The sequence below is a fragment of the Streptomyces sp. NPDC005898 genome (genome assembly GCF_040629635.1).
Taxonomy (GTDB): domain Bacteria; phylum Actinomycetota; class Actinomycetes; order Streptomycetales; family Streptomycetaceae; genus Streptomyces.
Genome location: NZ_JBEXWC010000014.1, coordinates 45,347 through 64,880 on the forward strand (window position 1 = coordinate 45,347; position 19,534 = coordinate 64,880).

21 protein-coding genes and 1 pseudogene are annotated in these 19,534 nt (G+C 71.6%); 2 read left to right on the forward strand and 20 right to left on the reverse strand.

The features are described from left to right. Nucleotides 1-85: 85 nt before the first annotated feature. Together tsf and rpsB are read right to left on the reverse strand one after the other, a co-directional pair. The gene (gene tsf / locus ABZ385_RS19850; protein ID WP_358579109.1) at nucleotides 86-922 is read right to left on the reverse strand and encodes a translation elongation factor Ts; all 837 of its coding nucleotides are present in this window, start codon (nucleotides 920-922) and stop codon (nucleotides 86-88) included. A 101-nt stretch (nucleotides 923-1,023) separates the two neighbouring features. Continuing rightward, a complete protein-coding gene (rpsB, locus tag ABZ385_RS19855; protein ID WP_358579106.1) occupies nucleotides 1,024-1,938 on the reverse strand; it encodes a 30S ribosomal protein S2 in 915 nt (304 codons plus the stop codon). A 359-nt stretch (nucleotides 1,939-2,297) separates the two neighbouring features. Between rpsB and ABZ385_RS19860 the strand changes: the two genes are divergently transcribed. After that, entirely contained in the window at nucleotides 2,298-2,945 is a 648-nt protein-coding gene (locus tag ABZ385_RS19860) for a peptidoglycan DD-metalloendopeptidase family protein (RefSeq protein ID WP_358579104.1), read from the forward strand. Here the strand turns inward: ABZ385_RS19860 and ABZ385_RS19865 are convergent. From ABZ385_RS19865 to ABZ385_RS19945, 17 genes are all read right to left on the reverse strand, one after another. After that, entirely contained in the window at nucleotides 2,899-3,456 is a 558-nt protein-coding gene (locus ABZ385_RS19865) for a helix-turn-helix domain-containing protein (RefSeq protein ID WP_358579102.1), read from the reverse strand. The two genes, ABZ385_RS19860 and ABZ385_RS19865, sit on opposite strands and share 47 nt — an antisense overlap. 118 nt (nucleotides 3,457-3,574) lie before the next feature. Then, complete coding sequence (gene whiG / locus ABZ385_RS19870; RefSeq protein WP_358579099.1) at nucleotides 3,575-4,417, reverse strand: RNA polymerase sigma factor WhiG; 843 nt, start codon at nucleotides 4,415-4,417, stop codon at nucleotides 3,575-3,577. Nucleotides 4,418-4,808: 391 nt separating this feature from the next. Then, nucleotides 4,809-5,969 carry a DNA-processing protein DprA gene (dprA, locus tag ABZ385_RS19875; RefSeq protein ID WP_358912436.1) on the reverse strand — a complete coding sequence of 387 codons (1,161 nt, stop codon included), beginning with the start codon at nucleotides 5,967-5,969 and terminating at the stop codon, nucleotides 4,809-4,811. Continuing rightward, on the reverse strand, nucleotides 5,966-7,585 hold the full coding sequence (locus ABZ385_RS19880) for a YifB family Mg chelatase-like AAA ATPase (RefSeq protein WP_358912437.1): 1,620 nt from the start codon (nucleotides 7,583-7,585) through the stop codon (nucleotides 5,966-5,968). The genes dprA and ABZ385_RS19880 overlap by 4 nt, the downstream gene beginning before the upstream one ends. Further along, on the reverse strand, nucleotides 7,586-7,963 hold the full coding sequence (locus ABZ385_RS19885) for a YraN family protein (RefSeq protein ID WP_358579089.1): 378 nt from the start codon (nucleotides 7,961-7,963) through the stop codon (nucleotides 7,586-7,588). Between the two features lie 109 nt (nucleotides 7,964-8,072). After that, on the reverse strand, nucleotides 8,073-8,381 hold the full coding sequence (locus tag ABZ385_RS19890; RefSeq protein ID WP_055510545.1) for a DUF2469 domain-containing protein: 309 nt from the start codon (nucleotides 8,379-8,381) through the stop codon (nucleotides 8,073-8,075). A 55-nt stretch (nucleotides 8,382-8,436) separates the two neighbouring features. Further along, nucleotides 8,437-8,958, reverse strand: coding sequence for an NUDIX hydrolase (locus ABZ385_RS19895; RefSeq protein WP_358912508.1), 522 nt, complete (start codon nucleotides 8,956-8,958; stop codon nucleotides 8,437-8,439). A gap of 7 nt (nucleotides 8,959-8,965) precedes the next feature. Further along, nucleotides 8,966-9,721: a signal peptidase I gene (lepB, locus tag ABZ385_RS19900; protein WP_358912439.1), complete on the reverse strand. Its 756-nt coding sequence runs from the start codon at nucleotides 9,719-9,721 to the stop codon at nucleotides 8,966-8,968. Nucleotides 9,722-9,801: 80 nt separating this feature from the next. Next, entirely contained in the window at nucleotides 9,802-10,830 is a 1,029-nt protein-coding gene (gene lepB / locus ABZ385_RS19905) for a signal peptidase I (RefSeq protein WP_358698736.1), read from the reverse strand. After that, on the reverse strand, nucleotides 10,715-11,800 hold the full coding sequence (gene lepB, locus ABZ385_RS19910) for a signal peptidase I (RefSeq protein WP_358912441.1): 1,086 nt from the start codon (nucleotides 11,798-11,800) through the stop codon (nucleotides 10,715-10,717). The genes lepB (ABZ385_RS19905) and lepB (ABZ385_RS19910) overlap by 116 nt, the downstream gene beginning before the upstream one ends. Further along, nucleotides 11,793-12,512, reverse strand: a complete 720-nt coding sequence (gene lepB, locus ABZ385_RS19915) for a signal peptidase I (RefSeq protein ID WP_358590342.1) — start codon at nucleotides 12,510-12,512, stop codon at nucleotides 11,793-11,795. The genes lepB (ABZ385_RS19910) and lepB (ABZ385_RS19915) overlap by 8 nt, the downstream gene beginning before the upstream one ends. Before the next feature lie 45 nt (nucleotides 12,513-12,557). Continuing rightward, nucleotides 12,558-12,908, reverse strand: coding sequence for a 50S ribosomal protein L19 (rplS, locus tag ABZ385_RS19920; RefSeq protein WP_358590344.1), 351 nt, complete (start codon nucleotides 12,906-12,908; stop codon nucleotides 12,558-12,560). Nucleotides 12,909-13,039: 131 nt separating this feature from the next. Next, nucleotides 13,040-13,861 carry a tRNA (guanosine(37)-N1)-methyltransferase TrmD gene (trmD, locus tag ABZ385_RS19925; protein WP_358912442.1) on the reverse strand — a complete coding sequence of 274 codons (822 nt, stop codon included), beginning with the start codon at nucleotides 13,859-13,861 and terminating at the stop codon, nucleotides 13,040-13,042. Further along, nucleotides 13,861-14,487 carry a ribosome maturation factor RimM gene (rimM, locus tag ABZ385_RS19930; RefSeq protein WP_358699301.1) on the reverse strand — a complete coding sequence of 209 codons (627 nt, stop codon included), beginning with the start codon at nucleotides 14,485-14,487 and terminating at the stop codon, nucleotides 13,861-13,863. Before rimM ends, trmD begins: the two co-directional genes overlap by 1 nt. Before the next feature lie 94 nt (nucleotides 14,488-14,581). Beyond that, nucleotides 14,582-14,821 (reverse strand): RNA-binding protein, encoded by a 240-nt coding sequence (locus ABZ385_RS19935; protein ID WP_033321114.1) that lies wholly within the window; start codon nucleotides 14,819-14,821, stop codon nucleotides 14,582-14,584. 2 nt (nucleotides 14,822-14,823) lie between these two features. Beyond that, nucleotides 14,824-15,273, reverse strand: coding sequence for a 30S ribosomal protein S16 (gene rpsP, locus ABZ385_RS19940; protein WP_358590351.1), 450 nt, complete (start codon nucleotides 15,271-15,273; stop codon nucleotides 14,824-14,826). A 190-nt stretch (nucleotides 15,274-15,463) separates the two neighbouring features. Next, the gene (locus tag ABZ385_RS19945) at nucleotides 15,464-16,060 is read right to left on the reverse strand and encodes a hypothetical protein (RefSeq protein ID WP_358590353.1); all 597 of its coding nucleotides are present in this window, start codon (nucleotides 16,058-16,060) and stop codon (nucleotides 15,464-15,466) included. 506 nt (nucleotides 16,061-16,566) lie between these two features. Here ABZ385_RS19945 and ABZ385_RS19950 point away from each other — a divergent pair. Further along, nucleotides 16,567-17,427: an SAM-dependent methyltransferase gene (locus ABZ385_RS19950; RefSeq protein WP_358912444.1), complete on the forward strand. Its 861-nt coding sequence runs from the start codon at nucleotides 16,567-16,569 to the stop codon at nucleotides 17,425-17,427. 65 nt (nucleotides 17,428-17,492) lie between these two features. On the opposite strand, the pseudogene ftsH reads toward ABZ385_RS19950, so the two are convergent. Then, a pseudogene (gene ftsH / locus ABZ385_RS19955) lies at nucleotides 17,493-19,429 on the reverse strand (ATP-dependent zinc metalloprotease FtsH). Nucleotides 19,430-19,534: the final 105 nt, after the last annotated feature.

Below are 19,534 nucleotides of genomic sequence, written 5' to 3' on the forward strand. Positions count from 1 at the left end.
CGCGTACGGGTTCCCTGTGCGGGGCTCCCCACGCGGGCGACCGCTGTCGACCCTAGCGGGGTCTACCGTCGATCGCGGTACGGACTCAGATGCCGACCTTGATGCGCGAGAAGCGCTTCAGGGTGACACCGGCCTCGGCGAGAACCTTCTCGACCGACTTCTTGTTGTCCAGCGCGTACGGCTGGCCGAGGAGGGTGGCCTCCTTGAAGAAGCCGTTGACGCGACCCTCGACGATCTTGGGGAGGGCGGCCTCGGGCTTGCCCTCGGCGCGGGTGGTCTCCTCGGCGACGCGGCGCTCGGACTCGACGACCTCGGCCGGCACGTCCTCCTTGGAGAGGTACTTCGGCGCGAAGGCGGCGATGTGCTGCGCGATGCCCTTGGCGACGTCGGCGTCGGCCTTGTCCAGCTCGACGAGGACACCGATCTGCGGGGGCAGGTCGGGCATCGTGCGGTGCATGTACGCGGCCACGTAGGCGCCGGAGAACTGCGCGAAGCGGTCCAGGACGATCTTCTCGCCGAGGTTGGCGTTGGCCTCGTCGACGTACGCCTGGACGGTCTTGCCGGCCTCGATCTCGGAGGCGAGCAGCGCCTCGAGGTCGGCCGGGGACGTCTTGGCGATGTGGGCGGCGAGGTTGTTCGCCACGGCCTGGAACTTCTCGCCCTTGGCGACGAAGTCCGTCTCGCACTTCAGCTCGACGATGACACCGGAGGTGTTGTCGTCGGCGATGAGGGAGACGACGGCGCCGTTCTCGGCGGAGCGGCCCTCGCGCTTGGCGACGCCCTTCTGGCCCTTGATGCGGAGCGCCTCGACGGCCTTGTCGACGTTGCCCTCGGCCTCGTCGAGCGCCTTCTTGCAGTCCATCATGCCGGCGCCCGTGAGCTCACGGAGCTTCTTGACGTCAGCGGCGGTGTAGTTCGCCATGATCGAAATTCTCTCTCGAAGTCTTGAAAGATCTACGGAGGTCCACGGGTGAACGGCGGGGGCCGATCGGGCCCCCGCCGTCAACTGCCGAACCTGTGAGGTCAGGCCTGCTCGGCGTCCGCGGCCGGCGCCTCGGCGGCGGGGGCGTCAGCGGCGGGCGCCTCGGCGGCCGGAGCCTCGGCGGCGTCCTCGGCCGGCTTGTCCTCGGCCTTGGGGGCCTCGGCGTCGTCGGCCTTCTTCTCGCCCTCGAGCAGGTCGCGCTCCCACTCGGCGAGCGGCTCGCCGGCGGCCTTCTCGCCCGGCTTCGAGTCACCGGTGGCGACACCGGAACGGGAGATGAGGCCCTCGGCGACGGCGTCGGCGATCACCCGGGTGAGCAGCGTGACGGAGCGGATCGCGTCGTCGTTGCCGGGGATCTTGTAGTCGACCTCGTCGGGGTCGCAGTTGGTGTCGAGGATGGCGACGACCGGGATGTTGAGCTTCCGGGCCTCACCGACCGCGATGTGCTCCTTCTTGGTGTCCACGATCCAGACGGCGCTGGGCACCTTGGACATCTCGCGGATACCACCGAGGGTCTTCTCCAGCTTGGCCTTCTCGCGCGAGAGCACGAGAAGCTCCTTCTTGGTGAGACCGGAGGCGGCGACGTCCTCGAAGTCGATCTGCTCGAGCTCCTTGAGGCGCTGCAGACGCTTGTAGACGGTCGAGAAGTTGGTGAGCATGCCGCCCAGCCAGCGCTGGTTGACGTAGGGCATGCCGACGCGGGTGGCCTGCTCGGCGATGGCCTCCTGCGCCTGCTTCTTCGTGCCGACGAACATGACCGTGCCGCCGTGGGCGACGGTCTCCTTGACGAACTCGTAGGCGCGGTCGATGTACGACAGCGACTGGAGCAGGTCGATGATGTAGATGCCGTTGCGCTCCGTGAAGATGAAGCGCTTCATCTTCGGGTTCCAACGACGGGTCTGGTGACCGAAGTGGACGCCGCTTTCCAGCAGCTCCCGCATCGTGACGACGGCCATGGCCGTTCTCCTTGAGATTCTCGGTTGTGCCGCGTGTGCCGGACGGCACTCGCGCCTGACGCCCGCTGTGCGCCTTGCCACTAGGGACCGAGGGGCGCTGACACCGGCTTGTGATGGCCTGATGTCGGGGCGTGCGAAGTCGACCCGGTGACCCGGATCGCCAAAGGAAGTGTACGGGACCCGCGGGGCCCCGGGTGACGCCGCTGCCCGTGACCTGGCGACGGAGCCGCACGACGCCGTGACCCCATCGGGCGGCGCCCATCCCCGAAAGGGTGACGCCACTGTCCACAACCGGCCGGTGGTCCACAGATCCGGTCCATGATCCCCACGGGCCCGCCGGGACGCGGGACCGTTCTCGCATGCGCCTGGAACTGCTGCTGACGACGCTGGCCGCGCTGCTGGCGACCGCCCTGCCCTTGCCGCCGAGCCCGCCACCGGCCCCACCCGGGACGCTCCCGGTGACCCGGCCGGTGGCCACGACGTGGCCGGTGGCCGCCCGCGTGGGCACCCACCCGGCGGTCGTACGGGCCTGGGAGCCGCCCTTAACCGCGTACGGCAGGGGACACCGGGGCGTGGACCTGGCGGCGTCCCCCGGCGATCCGGTCCGCGCGGTGGCGCCCGGCCGGATCTCGTTCGCGGGGCGGGTGGCGGGCCGGGGCGTGGTCTCGGTGGAGCTGGACGGCACCGGGGACCCTCCGCTGCGCACGACGTACGAGCCGGTGCGGGCCACGCTGAAGAAGGGCGCCGAGGTCACCGCCGGCGAACGGGTCGGCGTCCTGGAGCTGCCGAGCGGCCACTGCCCCCGCAGCTGCCTCCACTGGGGGCTGCTCAGGGGCGCTGCCTACCTGGACCCGCTGACGCTGCTGCCACCCCGGCTGCGGCACCTGGGCCCGTCCCGCCTGCTCCCGCCGCACGGCCCGCCGAACCCGCCGCACGGCCCGGCCCCGGCGTCGTGGGGCCTCAGCCCCGAACGCCGCGCAGCGCCATGGACACCGCCGCCTCGGTGATCTCCCCGGGATCCTCCGCGGCCCCCAGCTCGATCCGACGCACGGCCGCGTCCACGATGCCCTGTAGGAGCATCGCCGCCATCCGGGGCTGGGCGTGCCCCAGCTGTTCCAGCGCCTCCACGACCATCGCGATGAGCCCGCCATGGGCGGCGCGGATCTTCTCCCGGGCGCCGGCGTCCAGCTCACTGGCGGAGATGGCCACCACGGCCCGGTGCCGCCGGTCCCCGACCAGGGAGAGCTGCCGCCGGACATACGCCTCGACCTTGTCCTCGGCCGCTGCCGCCCGCTCCATGGCCGCCGACACCTCGGCCGCCCAGACGGGGAAGTCGACCTCGCACAGCTCTTCGACGACGGCCGCCCGCGACCGGAAGTACTCGTAGACGGACGACCGGGCGAGCCCGGTGCGCTCGGCGAGGGCGGGGAAGGTCAACGCCTCGGTCCCGCCTTCGGACAGCAGGGACCGCGCGGCGTCCAGCAGGGCGCCGCGCTGCATCGACCGATGCTCGGCCACAGAGGCCGCTCGAATCCTTGGCACGGCTCCACTTTACGGACGGGACGCCCCGCAGGGGAGTCACCGCCGGGCGCGCACCCGTCGGACAGGACGGTGCGGCTCGCCCCGGCACACGGCGTCAGCGGCCGAAACTGGCCAGTTTCGCGCGCAGCTGGAGCACCGACTTGGTGTGGATCTGACTCACCCGGCTCTCGGTCACCCCGAGCACATTGCCGATCTCGGCGAGGGTGAGCCCTTCATAGTAGTAGAGCGTCACGACGGTCTTCTCGCGCTCGGGCAGCGTGTTGATCGCCCTCGCCAGCAGCCTGCGCAGCTCACGGTCCTCGGCGACCTCGACGGGGTTGTCGGCCGCGTGGTCCTCGAGCGTGTCCATCAGGCTGAGCCGGTCGCCACCGTCGCCGCCGACGTGCAGCAGCTCTTCGAGGGCCACCACGTTCGCCAGGGACAACTGGCTGAAAACCGCGTGCAGTTCCTCCAGGGCGATGCCCATCTCCGCGGCGACCTCGCCCTCCGACGGCGTCCGGCGCAGCTGCGCCTCCAAGGTGGCGTAGGCACGCTCGACGTTGCGCGCCTTCTGCCGCACGGAGCGCGGGATCCAGTCCAGCGCCCGCAGCTCGTCGATCATCGCCCCGCGGATGCGCGTGATCGCGTACGTCTCGAACTTGATCTCCCGCTCGATGTCGAACTTCTCGATCGCGTCGATCAGCCCGAACACCCCGGAGGAGACGAAGTCCGCCTGCTCCACATTGGGCGGCAGCCCCACGCTCACCCGGCCCGCGACGTACTTCACCAGCGGCGAGTAGTGCAGGATCAGCTGCTCGCGCAGCCGCCCGTCCCCGGTCTCCTTGTACGAGCGCCACAACTCGTCCAGCGACGAGGGGGCGGGAGGCCGCTCCCGCTCGCCGCTACGGGCGGCGGGCGGAACCGCCGCCCGGTCGGACCCTGAGGTGTGCTGGGGCATTCGTCGCCTTGAGCCGTTCTGCCGTGAACTGGTGAGGTCGCGGGGGTGGATGAGGTCGTGTCGAGTCGCGTCGAAGGGGAGGAACCCATAAGTCGACGAAGTCGCGCGAGGCGGCCGCTTCACCGGTGCCGCCCGCGCCCGTCCGAGGGGGAGCTCGCATGGAATGGATGAGGTTGTCCGTCTGGTTGCCTGTCCGCGTCTGAATCCTTTGTGAGCGTAGCGTGACTGAAGCGTCGCAGTGAGCGAAGACTAGGGGATCGCGCGGGCGCAGATACGTTCCGCTGGGTGCTCCCGGGGCGCGGGCCGGTCGCCCTGCGTGACGGTGCCGACGTATCAACTGCGCGATTTCCCAAGGCTGTCGGGCGTCATCCGTCCGGCGGAACACGCTCGGTCACGATTCACCTCCAGAGGCGAAGACCGACACGAACGCCTGGCGTGTCAACTGCCAGCCATCGCCGTGTCGTTCGACGAACCCCAACGACTGAAGTTCGTACAGGCGCCCTACCGCGTCGTCCGGGGTCGTCCCGGCGCCCGTCGCGGCCTCCTGAGCCGTCACCCGCCCGCGCGCGGGCAGCGCGGCCAGGACGCGGGCCGCCCCCGGGGCGAGCAGGTCGCGCGGCAGGACGGGCCCGCGCCGCTGGGGGGCCAGCTCACCCATGTCGCCGACCAGCTCGACCACTTCCGCGGCGTCGGTCACCAGGACGCCGTCACCCCGCAGCAGTTCGTGCACGCCGGCGGAGAGGCCGCTGGTGGCGGGCCCCGGCACCCCCATGGTGAAGCGCCCCAACTCCTGGGCACCCCGGGCCGTGGCGAGCGCCCCGCTGCGGTAGGCGGCCTCCACCACGACCGTCCCCCGCGTCAGCGCGGCGATCACCCTGTTCCGCTGGATGAACCGGCTCGGCGTCGGATGGTCGCCCGGCGGCAACTCACCCACCACCAGTCCCTGTTCCGCGATCCGGCCGATCAGTTCGGCGTGCCCCCGGGGGTAGGGCCGGTCCACCCCGCAGGCCAGCACGGCCACGGTGGCCCCGCCCGCGCCGAGCGCCCCGCGGTGTGCGGCGCCGTCCACGCCGTACGCCCCGCCCGAGACCACCACCCAGCCCCGCTCCGCCAGGCCCGCCGCGATCCCGGCCGCCATGTGCGCGCCGTACTCCGTGCAGGCCCGGGCGCCGACGACGGCCACCGAACGCAGGGCCCAGATCCGTAAGGACGGCCGCCCCCGCACCCACAGGCCGATCGGCCGCGCCGCCCCGAGGTCGTCGAGCGGGGAGGGCCACTCCGTGTCCCCCGGGCACACGAAGCGCGCCCCGACGTCCCGAGCCGCCTGGAGATCACGCTCCGGTCGCGCCCCGGCGGCCCGCGCACGCAGCCCCTCCCACCGCCGCACGCTGACGCCGGGAAGCCGCTTCCCCTCTCCGTCGAGTCGGCGCAGCACCTCGACGGCGCCGGCCTCCCGCAGCCACCGGCCCCCGATCTCGTCCCCCGGCTCGAGCACCCGCGTCAGGGCGACCCTGGCCAGGCGCTCTTCGCCCCCCGGCGGTCCGGCGGTCACTGCGCGGCCCCGATCGTCATGGGCACGCCGCGCGAGATCCCGGTGCGCAGTTGGAGTGCCAGGGCGACGTCCTGGGCGCGGGGCCGGTCGTGCCCGGCCAGGTCGGCGACGGTCCAGGCGACCCGCAGGACGCGGTCGAGGCCGCGGGCGGTCAGGAAGCCGCGCTCCAGGTCCGACTCGGCCGTCTCCAGAGCGCCCGGGGCGGCGGGCCATCGGGTGCGCAGCGCGTGGCCGGGTACTTCGCTGTTGGTCCGCCAGCCGGTGTCGGCGAGTCTGGCCGCCGCCCTTTCACGCGCCTCACGCACCCGGTCGGCTACGGAGCGGGTGGACTCCCCGCGCGTGCCGTATCCGCTCAGTTCCGAGCGGGTGACGGGCTCCACCTCGACCTTGAGGTCGACCCGGTCGAGCAGCGGCCCCGACAGCCGGCCCTGGTAGCGCCGCACCACGGACGCCGGGCACTCGCAGCCGCCGCCGGGCTGCAGGTGCCTCCCACACGGGCAGGGGTTGGCCGCAAGCACCATCAGGAACCGCGCGGGCAGCCGCACCACGCCCGCGCTGCGGGCGATCACCACATGGCCGGACTCGAGGGGCTGCCGCAGGGAGTCCAGCGTCTGGCCGCTGAACTCCGGCGCCTCGTCCAGAAAGAGCACGCCCCGGTGAGCGAGCGAGACCGCTCCGGGTCTGGCCAACCCTTTGCCGCCGCCCACCAGCGACTGCATCGTCGCGGAGTGGTGCGGCGCGCAGTACGGGGCGACGTCGACCAGCGGCTTGCCCGGTGGGAGCATGCCCGCCACCGAGTGGACCGCCGTCACCTCCAGGGACTCCTCCCGGGTCAGCCGGGGCAGGATCGCCGGCAGTCGCTCCGCGAGCATCGTCTTGCCCGCACCCGGTGGTCCTTGCAGGAAGAGGTGGTGGGCCCCGGCCGCGGCCACTTCCACGGCGGTCCGCGCCGACGCCTGGCCCACCACGTCCGCGAGGTCAAGCGCGTGGGCGTCGTCCGTCGCGCCGCCGAGGCCCGCGCCCAGGCCGCTGCCCGGCACGCAGAGCCCGGCGAGCATCGCGTCGGGCCGGCCCGTCTCGTCCGGCTCCTCCTGCGGCACCGGCTCGTCGGTGAGCACCGCGATGAGCTGGCGCAGGCTGCGCACGCCGAGGACCGAGACGCCCGGGACCAGCGCGGCCTCCGCCGCCGTGCACTCCGGGACGACCACCTGTTCGTACCCCGCGTCCGCCGCCGCCAGGACCGCGGGCAGCACGCCTCGGACCGGGCGGACCCGTCCGTCGAGCCCCAGTTCGCCGATCATCACGATGTCCGCGAGCACGCGGGGGTCGATGCGCTCGGCCGCCCCGAGGACCGCGCAGGCGACGGCGAGATCGAAGCCGCTGCCGCCTTTGGGGACCGAGGCCGGGCTCAGTCCGACCGTGAGCTTCTTCTGGGGCCACTCCCCGCCCGAGTTGACCACGGCCGCCCTGACCCGGTCGCGGCTCTCCGTCAGGCTCTTGTCGGGCAGGCCCACCAGCGTGAACGCCGCCACGCCCGGTTCCAGATCGGCCTGCACCTCGACCACGACGCCTTCGACGCCGACCAGCGCCACCGAGCACGTACGCGCGAAGCCCATCTAGGCCACCCCCCGCGCGTGCTCGACGACGGGGGCCCCGCGCCGCGGGATCAGCACGCCGACCAGGTCGATGCGGACGCCTCCCGGGGGTGGGCCGCCGCGCTCCTCGATCCAGCGCTCGGCCAGGCGCCGCAGCCGCTCCGCCTTGCTCTGGCCCACGGCCGCCATCGGGTGCTCGAAGAGCGCCGTGCCGACCAGGCCCGCCCTGCGCGTCTTGACCTCGCAGACGACGAGCGCCTCGCCGTCCATGGCCACGATGTCGATCTCACCGGTCCTGCCCGCGCGCCAATTGCGCTCCAGGACCGTCATCCCCGCCTCGACCAGCCGCCGGGCGGCCAGGTCTTCGCCGTACTTGCCGAGTGCTCCCCGTGCGTTCATGTCGGAACCACCTCCGACACCCACGGTCCCGGTCCCGTGCGCACCTGTTGGATCTTGGTGCACTACTCGCCGGTTGTGGACAACTCCGCCACCCCGGCGAGTGAACCGGTCAGCTGCTCGGCAGCTCCAGGTCGCTCTTGTTCAGCTCCTCGATGTTCACGTCCTTGAACGTGAGCACCCGCACCTGCTTCACGAACCGAGCCGGGCGGTACATGTCCCACACCCAGGCGTCAGCCATGGACACCTCAAAGAAAACCTCGCCCTGAACCGAGTGCACCTGCATCTCGTAGTCATTGGTGAGGTAGAAGCGCCGCTCGGTCTCGATCACGTATTTGAACAGACCGACGACATCGCGGTACTCCCGGTAGAGCTTCAGCTCCATCTCGGTCTCGTACTTCTCGAGGTCCTCGGCGCTCATGGCATGTTCCCCTTCAGCCGTGCGTCCCCCTATTGTGCGTCAGCCCCGCGAACCCCTACACAATTTCCGTGGCGAGGATCTCGGGCCGGTCCGGGGGCCCCTCGTCGAGCAGTCGGCGAAACAGCTCGGCGAGCCTGGTCGGGTACACCGTCTCATGAGCCCCGGTCAGTTCCCGGCACGTCCACCAACGTGCTCCGGCGACACTGCGGCGTTCCAGCTCCGTCAGCCCCTCGGCGACGGTCGCCGTCTGCGACGTACGCGCCAGGTAGTACCACTCGTCCTGGTCCCAGCGGCGCCCGGCGAAGGGGAAGGAGCACACCCTCCGCCACAGCACCGGGCCCAGCTCGACCTCCGTGATGCCGGTCTCCTCGCGCAGCTCGCGCAGGGCGGCCTCTTCCCGCGTCTCGTCGCCCTCCAGGCCGCCGCCCGGCGTGAACCACCAGTCGTCCGCCGGATCGCCGGGCTCGTGGCCGTGCAGCAGCAGGACGCGGTCGTCCGAGTCGAGCAGCACCACCCGGGCGACCTTGCGCAGCGGCCGTTCCGCAAGCGGGGGCGGGCTCTCCTCGGACCCGGCCACGGCGTCCTCAGGCGGCACCGACGGCCTCCTTGGTGCGGCTCCTGCCGCGTCCGCGGCCCAGCCGCCTGGCCACCGGGCCGTACGCGGCGCCGCCCAGGACCAGCGCCATGCCCACCACGATCGCCGTCCCGACCAGGCGCAGCGGTCCGGGCTCCGAGAGGCCGCCGGGCATGTCCGCGAAGCCCGCGGGGCGCTCCAGCATGCCGAACCTGTCCATCGGCCAGGCCACCGCGTCGACCCGCGCCTTCACCGCGCCGCGCGGCACCGTGCCGTTCTCCCCGTCGTCCAGGTGGACGCTGGAGTCCAGCGAGCCGCCGCGCTCGTCACCGAGCAGGAACAGGCGCCCCTTGGGCACCGTCGTGGTGGGTATGCCGGTGACCGCGGCGCTCTGCCCCTTGGGAAGATACGGTTCTGCGACGTCCTCGCCGTTGACGGTCAGCTTGCCGGCCTTGCAGCAGGCGACCTTGTCGCCGCCCACGCCGACCACCCGCTTGACCATCGGCAGGTCGCCCCAGGTCGACTGCTCGAAGACCACGACATCGCCGCGGCGCACGTCGTCGCCGGCTATCCGCTGCGCGAGCACGCGGTCGCCCGCGTCGATCGTCGGGGACATGGAACCGGTGGGCACCGTGTACGGCTGGTAGAGGACCGCTCCCCAGGCGAAGCCGCCGAGGAAGAGCACACAGCCGAGGGCCACGGCGACACCCGACAGCACACTGCCGAGCCTGCCCTGGCCCTCGTCCGTACGACGTGTCGTGCTCATTGCGGTGCTCCCCCGTCTCGGAGACGACCTCGCCGCCCGTGGCCACGGACGGCGGAAGGTCGGCGATCTGGGACGGCACCCTACCCGGCGGTACTGCCGCCAGAAACCCTCGCGTCACGCGCCGCGGCGACCGTGAGCCGACGCCGGCGCCACAGCACGAGCGGCACGGCGCCCGCGAGGCCGAGCACACCGGGTGCCGCGCTCGACAGCGCGTTGATGCCCGGCTGGTCGAACGTGTCCGGCTTGGGCAGCGTCGCCCAGCGGGTGGGCGGCCAGGCGACCACGATGGCGCGGCCCACGACGTTGTCCACGGGGACGGCGCCGCCGCCGGGCTGGTTCTGGTGGTAGCGGGAGTCCAGGGAGTTCTGCCGGTGGTCGCCCATGACCCAGATTTTGCCGGGCGGAACGGTCTTCTTGAACTGGCCGCCCTGGTCGTCCACGGTGCACGGGGTGTTGCCGGGGAAGATGTACGGCTCGTTCAACGCCTTGCCGTTGACCTTCACCGGGCCGGTGCCCTTGCACTCCACGGTGTCGCCCGCGACGGCGATGACGCGCTTGATGAGGTCCTTCTCGTCGGCGGACGGCATCAGGCCGATCCAGCCGAGGACCCGCTGGGCCGCGTTCGGGTCGGGCGTGGGCTCGCCGTCCAGCCAGTGGCCCGGGTCCCTGAAGACCACGACCTCGCCGCGCTCGGGCTCGGAGCCGAACCACGGTGTCAGCTTGTCCACGAGGACGCGGTCGCCCTGCTGCAGCGTGTTCTGCATCGAGTCGGAGGGGATGGAGAACGCCTGGACCAGGAAGGACTTGATCACCAGGGCCAGGACCAGCGCGATGCCGATGAGGAGCGGCAGCTCCTTCCAGAAGGAGCGCTGCTTCTTGGGCCGTCCGGCCGGCCCGCTCTTCGTGTCACCGCCCGGCGTGGCGCCGCCCGTCCCGGCGTCACCCGCGCCGCCGTGCGCGGCGGGGGCCTGTACGGCATCGCCGTCCGCGCCGTCACTCCCGGGGTTCGTACCGCCCGCGGCGGCCTCGGCGCCCGGCTCGTCGGATCGCCCCGGTCGCTTGTCGGGCCCCTCGTGTCCGGATCGTGCGCCGACCGCCAAATCCCCCACATCCACTCCTCAGTCCGTACCGCTGCCTGCCCCAGATGTGATGCAGGCCCACCACTCCCATAACGAGCGGGAGTTCCGCAGGGGTCGGGAGCCGGATCAATCCATGTCGATCGCCGGGGGCCACCCTATGCGACGCTCCTGTGAAGGCGTCCGATGCGGTACGCGCGTCGGCTACGGAGGCGTAGGTGTCCGGCTCCTCCAGTCTGCGCCAGTGCCCGAGGGGCCAGGCGATGACGAGCGCGCGGCCGACGACCTGGTCCTCGGAGACGGTGCCGCCGAACTTCTCGGTGCGGTGGAAGCGGGAGTCGGCCGAGTTGCTGCGGTGGTCGCCCATCATGAACAGGCGTCCCTCGGGGACCTTCACCTCGAACGCGAAGGCCGAGGGCTTGTCGCCGGGGTGGATGTAGGGCTCGTCGAGCGGCACGCCGTTGACGGTGACCTTGTCGTTCTTGTCGCAGCACTTCACGGTGTCGCCGCCGACACCGATCACCCGCTTGATCAGGTCCCGCTCGCTGTCGGACGGCAGCAGGCCGATCTGGGTGAGGCCTTCCTTGACCTGTTTGACGACCACCGGGTCGTCCTTCTTCTTGCCCTGTTCCTCTTCGAGCCAGTTGCCGGGGTCCTTGAAGACGACGACGTCGCCGCGTTCCGGCCGGGCCCCGAACCAGGGGGTGAGCTTGTCCACGAGGACGCGGTCCCCGATCCGGATCGTCTGCTCCATGGAGCCGGAGGGGATCACGAAGGCCTGGACGAGGAAGGTCTTCAGGACGAGGGCTATCAGCAGGGCCACTCCGATGAGGAGAGGTATCTCCCTGATCGCCGAGCGCCGTCGGCGCCGCTTGACCTTCCTCGCGAGCTTGCGCCGCTCCGCCCGGCCCGGCAGCGCGGGGCCGCTGGTCGGCCGGGAGCCGGTGGGCAGCCGGGTGTCGGCCCCGCCGTCCGCGGCGCGTGCCCGCCCGCGGTTACCCATGCGCCCGGCCGGGTTCGGGCACGCGCGCGAAGCTGTCGGGCCGCTTCAGGGAGGTCCAGTGACCGAACGGCCAGGCGATCCAGTCGGCGCGGCCGATGACCTCGTCGACAGGGATCATGCCGCCGCCGGGCTCTCCCAGGTGGTCGCGGGAGTCACGCGATGCGCTGCGGTGGTCACCGAGCAGGAAGAGGCTGTCCTCGGGGACGACGACCTCGAAGGGCACCTGGGAGGGTGCGTCGCCCGGATAGAGGTACGGCTCGTCGACCGGCTCACCGTTCACCGTGATCCTCCCCCGCTCGCAGCAGACCACCCGGTCGCCTCCCGTGCCCACGACCCGCTTGATGTAGTCGGCGTCCCCGAAGTACCCGCTGCCGTCGAAGACGACCGCGTCACCCCGCCGTGGCTCGGAACCGAAACGGTACGCCAACTTGTTGACGAGCACCCGGTCCCCGACCCGGAACGCGGGCTCCATGGAACCGCTCGGGATCTGGAAGGGCTGCACCACGAAGGCGCTGACCAGGAGCATGGCCGCCGCGCACAGCAGGAACGTCAGGGTGTAGGCACCGCCCGGCAGCCGGGAGAGCAGCGACATGAAAACGGAGCGCGACCGCTCCTCCGTGTCCTCGGATGCCTCGGTGACGTGCGGGACGTCTCCGGGGTCGGAGGGTGGGGAGGAGCGGTCGCGCTCCGTGTGCTGTGCTTCGGTGTCCATCGGGGCCAGATGCTATCCGGCCCGGCCGTGGACGCGCGCGGAAGCTCAGTTGTCGCGCTTCTCCTTGATCTTCGCGGCCTTGCCGCGCAGGTCACGGAGGTAGTAGAGCTTCGCGCGACGCACGTCACCGCGGGTGACGAGCTCGATCTTCTCGACGATCGGGGTGTGCACCGGGAAGGTGCGCTCGACGCCGACGGAGAAGGAGACCTTGCGGACCGTGAAGGTCTCGCGCACGCCGGCGCCCTGGCGACGGATGACTACGCCCTTGAACTGCTGCACACGGGAGCGGTTGCCCTCGATGACGCGCACGTGGACGTTGACGGTGTCACCCGGGCGGAACGCCGGGATGTCGGTGCGCAGCGAAGCGCTGTCGAGGGAGTCGAGCAGGTTGGCCATGATCGTCTGCTTTCTTCACTGATGCCACAGGTCATCAGCGGAACGTGGTGATGAGGATTCGGTAGCTGATCGCGTCGGGCGGGCGTCTTTCCCCCTGTGGCAGGGGCGCACGCTGGACGTACAGCAGCGGCCTATTCTTCCACGGCCTCGGGGTCCGGCCCAAATCGGCCGTCCGGCCCCGGCCGCCACCCCAGGATCGAGAGCATCTCGCGGTCCTTCTTGTCGAAGGCCCGGGGGTCGCAGCGTTCGATGAGGTCGGGCCGGTTTCGGGTGGTGCGCCGCAGGGCCTCGTCCCGCCGCCAGCGCGCGATCTTGCCGTGGTGGCCGCTGAGCAGGACCTCGGGGATGCCGTGGCCGCGCCACTCGGGGGGCTTGGTGTAGACGGGGCCTTCGAGGAGGTTGGCCATGGCGCCGGGCGCGAAGGAGTCGTCGCGGTGGGACTCGGCGTTGCCGAGGACGCCGGGCAGCAGCCTGGCCACGGCCTCGGTGACGACCAGGACGGCCGCTTCCCCGCCCGCGAGGACGTAGTCCCCGATGGACACCTCGTAGACGGGCACGCGGGTGGCGTACTCGTCCATGACGCGCCGGTCGATGCCCTCGTAGCGCGCGGGCGTGAAGACCAGCCAGGGGCGCTCCGACAGCTCGACGGCCAGCTCCTGGGTGAAGGGGCGGCCGCTGGGCGTGGGGACGACGAGGACGGGCCCGTGGGCGCCGGCCTCGTAGCCCTCGGCGAGCACGTCGTCCAGGGCCGCGCCCCAGGGCTCGGTCTTCATGACCATGCCGGGGCCGCCGCCGTAGGGGGTGTCGTCGACCGTGTTGTGCCGGTCGTACGTCCACTGCCTGAGGTCGTGGACGTTGACGTCGAGCTGGCCGCGCGCGCGGGCCTTGCCGACCAGGGAGACGTTCAGGGGGTCCAGGTACTCGGGGAAGATCGTGACGACGTCGAGCCGCATTACGCCTCGTCCTTCGAGGCCGGACCCTGGTCCTGGTCCTGGTCCTGGTCCTGGTCTTGGCCCTGGTCCTGGTCCTGCTGCTGGTCCTCGGCGTCCCGGGCGGAGGCGATCTCCGCGCGGTCGTCGATGAGACCCGGGGGCGGGTCGATGACCGCGCGCTGCTCCTCCAGGTCGATCTCGGTGACGATGTCCCCGACGAAGGGGATCATGACCTCGCTGCCGTCGGGCCGCTCGACGATGAACAGGTCCTGCGAGGGCAGGTGGGAGATCTCGGTGATCCGGCCGATCTCCTCGCCGTCCGTGGTGACCACGTCGAGGTCCATCAGCTGGTGGTCGTAGTACTCGTCCTCCTCCTCGGGCAGCTCCTCGGGGTCCACCTCGGCGATCAGGAGCGTGTTGCGCAGCGCCTCGGCGCCCGTGCGGTCGCGCACGCCCTCGAAGCGCAGCAGGAGGCGGCCGCTGTGCACCCGGCCGGTCTCGATGGTCAGCGGGCCGACGGAGGCGGGGTCCGTGGCCAGGACGGCGCCCGGGCCGAGCCGCAGCTCCGGCTCGTCGGTGCGGACCTCGACGGTGACCTCACCCTTGATGCCGTGGGCACGGCCGATGCGGGCGACTACCAACTGCACTGCGTTTCTCCTCGTTCAACGACTACGGGCCGGGGAAGGCCCTGGAGCCTTCCCCGGCCCGAGCCGGTGCTGCTGTGGTTCTCGCGAACCCGGTTCAGCGAACCTGGTCCACGTCGACGAGGTCGACGCGGACACCGCGGCCGCCGATGGCGCCCACGACGGTCCGCAGGGCGCGCGCGGTGCGGCCGTTGCGGCCGATCACCTTGCCGAGGTCGTCCGGGTGGACCCGGACCTCGAGGACGCGTCCACGGCGCAGGTCACGCGAGGCGACCTGCACGTCGTCGGGGTTGTCGACGATGCCCTTCACGAGGTGCTCGAGAGCCTCCTCGAGCATGCTCAGGCCTCGGTCGACTCAGCGGCGGAAGCCGACGAGGACGCCTCGGCCTCGTCCGCCTTCTTGTCCGACTTCTTGGCCTTCTGGGTGATGGCCTCGCCCTTGGCGTCGTCGCCCTCGAAGCCCTTGGTGAAGGCTTCGAACGCGGCGCGCTTGTCCTTGGGCTCGGCGACGAGCAGCGGCGCCGGGGCCGGCAGGCCCTTGTGCTTCTGCCAGTCACCGGTGAGCTTCAGGATGGCCATGACCGGCTCGGTCGGCTGGGCGCCGACGGACAGCCAGTACTGGGCACGCTCCGAGTCGACCTCGATGCGCGAGGGGTTCTGCACCGGGTGGTACAGGCCGATCTCCTCGATGGCCCGGCCGTCACGGCGGGTACGGGAGTCGGCGACGACGATGCGGTAGTGAGGCGAACGGATCTTGCCCAGACGCTTCAGCTTGATCTTGACTGCCACGGAAGTGGTGTCTCCTGGTCTTGACGTGGGTGGGCACGACGATGATGCCGCGTGGGGTTGCGGTACTCGAGTGCCCGATGGACGCGTCAGCCGGAGGAGAGAGGGGTCCTGTGCGACTGTCGAGTACAGCTAGCCATTGTGCCATACGTGGCCGGGGCCCCCGCACCCCGGCCGGGCACCCCGGCCCTGCTCAGCCCACGCCCGCACCGATCGCCTCCGGAATCCGGAAGGGCTTGCCGCAGCCGCCGCACATGATGGGCGCCTGGGCGAGGACGGAGGGCACCACGCGCACGTTGCGCCCGCAGTCGCAGACGGCCTTCACGCGCACGCCGCCTCCGGAGGAGCCGTGCCGGGCGGCCGGGCCGCGGAAGCTGCGCGCGGTGTCCGCGGTCGTCGCGGCGGTGTGCGCCTTCAGGGCGCGCTGGAGCCGCTCGATCGTCGGGCGGTAGCGCTTCTTGGCGTCGGGGTTGAGCGTGACCAGGGAGAAGCCGCTGCTCGGGTGCGGTTCCTCGGGGTGGTCGAGGCCCAGCTCCTCGGCGATCGCGAGGAACCGGCGGTTGTGATAGCGGCCGGCGCGTGAGGTGTCGCGTACGCCGCGCGAGGCGGCGATGCCATGGACTGCCTCATGAAGCAGTCGCTCGAAGGAGAGCTCGGCGCCACACGCGGACGACGACTCTCCGATCAGGGATTCGGGCGCGGCAAGATCGGGCAGCTCGGGGTGGTGCCGCTGAATGTCGGCCCACGCCTGTGCCAGCTCTGCGGCGAGAACAGGTGGTGTCGTGCTCACGTCGTGACAACGAGCTGAGTGCCCCCGGGGTTCCATTCCGGGGCATCCCAAATAATTTGCACGTACCCGTCAGTTGCCATTGATGCGTCCGGACGAGGGCGGGTGCGCTGATCTGCGGAGAAGCCTCACAGCTCGCATCAAGCCGGTACGTAGCGGCGCGTACGCCCCGGCGCGTAGGGAGAGCCCTCACGCCGGGGTTTCCGCTCGCCGCCGGCCGGGCCTTCTCCTCGCCTCCGGGCCGGGGCTTCCCTCGCCTCCGGCCGGGGCTTCTCACGCCTGCGCGGGCGTATGAGCCGACGTTACCCGGGGTCTCGTCGGCGCCCGACACCGCCCCGCCGCCCGCGGGCCGGGCACCGGGGCCCGCAAGCATTGGCCCACAACCCCTGGACGCCACGACGGATGCGGAGTTCCCTGGCATACGGGGGAAGGCGGGCGCACAGCACGGGGGCGGACGAACCGTTGATCACCGGCACGGCCATGACTCTCGGCGGATTGGGGCGCTTTCGATGACACCAACACTCGTGCAGTCGCACCTCCCTCACGCGGGCTCGGCGCCCCGCGTGGACCTCGGTGCACGCGCGCGTGACTGGGCGGAGATCCAGGAACGGATGCTGGTCCCGCTCTACGAAGCGGTGTACGAACGGCTCGACGTGGGCGACCGCACCCGGCTGCTCGGCCTCGGCTGCGGATCGGGGCTCGCCCTGGTGATGGCGGCGTCACGGGGCGCCGCGGTCACGGGGGTCGACCCCTCGGCACCCGAACGGCTGGCCCTGGCCCGGGCCAGGCTGCTGCCGGACGCCGCGTACCCGGCGGGCGGGCCCGGCACCGCGCGGCTCGTCGAGGGCGGCCCCGCGGACGCGGCGGGGCTCGGCGTACCCGCGTACAACCTGGTCACCGCGTTCCAGCCGATCGGCTGCCTGGCGGGTGACTCCGAAGGGCTCTCCGGCCTCCTGGAGGCTGCGACTCCGCTCGCCGGGCGGGGCATCCCGGTGGTGCTCGCCGGGTGGGGCCCTCCGGAGCGGTGTGCCACTTCCGCGGTCATGCGGGTGGCGACCAAGCTGGCCGATCCCCTGCGGGCCGCCGGCAGTTGGCGCCCCGCGGCGCGGGACGACCTGGAGGAGGTCGCGCACCGGGCGGGGCTCAGGCCGGACGGGTCGGGGCGCGTAGCGTGCCCCTTCGGCTACGCGGACGTGGAGAGCGCGGTCCGGGGGCTGCTGTCGACGGGCCTGTTCGACGCGGCGGTGGGCGCGACGGACAAGGCGCAGGTCGACAAGGAGCTGACGGAGGCACTGCATCCGCATCGGCGCGGGGACGGCACGGTGTGGATGCCGAACGTCTTCCGGTACCTGATCGCGCGCACGCCCTAGAGACACCCAGTCGCGGGCATGCCCCAGAGGCGCCTGGTCGCGGGCATGCCCTAGAGGCGCCTGGTCTAGAGGTGCGGGGGTGGCGTGCGCGGGATGCCTGCCACCCGGTACGCCTCGGCCTCCTCCAGGGTCTCGTTCTCCAGGAGGGCGGCGGCGAGCGCGTCCAGCCGGTCGCGGTGCTCCCGCAGCAGGCGGCAGGCGTTCTCGTAGCACTCGTCGACGATCCGCCGCATCTCGCCGTCGATCGCGTCCAGCGTCCGGGGTGCGGCCGAGAGTCCGTACGCCTGCTGGGCGTCGCTCGGCAGGGCGGACAGGCGGCCGACCAGTTCGCTCATGCCCCAGCGGCCGACCATGCCGCGGGCGATGGTGGTGACCTGCTCCAGGTCGTTCTCGGCGCCGGTGGTGACGACTCCGTAGACGACGTGTTCGGCGGCCATGCCGCCGAGGGCGCCGATGATCCGGCCCCGGAGGTACTCCTCCGTGTACGCGTACTTGTCGAGTCCGGGGTGGACAGCGTGACGCCCAGGGCGCGGCCGCGCGGCACGATGGTGATCTTGCGGACCGGGTCGGCGCCGGGTTGCAGCATGCCGAGAAGGGCGTGGCCGCTCTCGTGGTACGCGGTACGCCGACGCTCGTCCTCCGGCATGACCAGCGGCCGCTCGGCGCCGAGCTGGACCTTCTCCATCGCCTCGGAGAGGTCGGACTGGGTGACCGTCTTCTGCTTGCGCTTGACGGCGAGGAGGGCCGCTTCATTGGCGAGGTTGGCGAGTTCGGCGCCGGTCATGCCCGGTGTCGTACGGGCGACTTGGGCGAGGTCGACGTCGGCGGCGAGCGGGATGGCCCGGGTGTGGATCTCCAGGATGGCCTCGCGGCCGCCCCGGTCCGGGGGTGAGACGGTGACGACGCGGTCGAAGCGGCCCGGCCGGGTCAGGGCGGGGTCCAGGACGTCGGCGCGGTTGGTGGCGGCGAGGACGATGACGCCTTCCGCGCCCGAGAAGCCGTCCATCTCGGTGAGGATCTGGTTCAGGGTCTGCTCGCGCTCGTCGTGGCCGCCCATGCCGCTGCCGCCGCCCCGCGCGCGTCCGATGGTGTCGATCTCGTCGATGAAGATGATCGACGGCGCGACCTTGCGGGCCTCGGCGAAGAGTTCCCGTACGCGTGAGGCGCCCACGCCGACGATCATCTCGATGAACTCGGAGGCGGAGGCGGAGAAGAAGGGCACGCCCGCCTCGCCCGCGACGGCGCGCGCGAGGAGCGTCTTGCCGGTGCCGGGCGGGCCCGAGAGCAGCACGCCCCGGGGCATCTTGGCGCCCATGGTGCGGTAGGCGTCGGGGTTCTTGAGGAAGTCGACGACGTCGTTCAGCTCGCCCTCGACCTCGTCGATCCCCGCCACGTCCGCGAAGGTGGTCCGCTTCGCCCCGGCTTCCAGCTCGACCGGTTTGGGCGGCGTCTTGCGGCCCAGCATGCCGCCGCCCCCGCCCAGGCCCGAGGCCATCCGCCGCGCGATGAGGATCCACAGCGCCACGAGGAGCAGCATCGGGGCGAGCGAGATCAGCAGGTTGGACAGGAAGCTGCGTTCCTGGACGACGGGTTCGGCGGTGACGGTGACGTCGTGCTTGGTCAGGTCGTCCCAGAGCTTGTCGTCGGCGAAGGCGGGGCGCTGGGTGGTGAACTTGGTGTACTTCCCCTTGGCGTCGCCCGGCTTGTCCCGCTCCTTCTTGAGCTGCCCCTGGATCGCGTCGCCCTTGGAGTAGATCTTCGAGACGTTGCCGGCGTCGACCTGCTTGCTGAACTCGGTGTACGAGATGGTCGGCTCGTCGCCGTCGTTGAAGAAGGACAGCACGAGGTTGGCGATGAGGTAGACGACCAGAGCCGTCAGGATCAGCCCGCCCCAGCCGCCCGGCATCTTCTTCTTCGGCGGTGGCGTCGGGTCGGGCGCGGGGGCGCCCTCGGAGCGCCACGGCCGGTCGGGCGCCTGGCGCGGCGGCACAGGGTTGCTCATATGCGGACGCTACGACACAAAGCAGGCGGCGGCACCTGCTCCGGACCCCGCTGCCCGCCCGCGGAAAACACCTGGGGCGCCCCTCCTCGAAGGGACGCCCCGGAT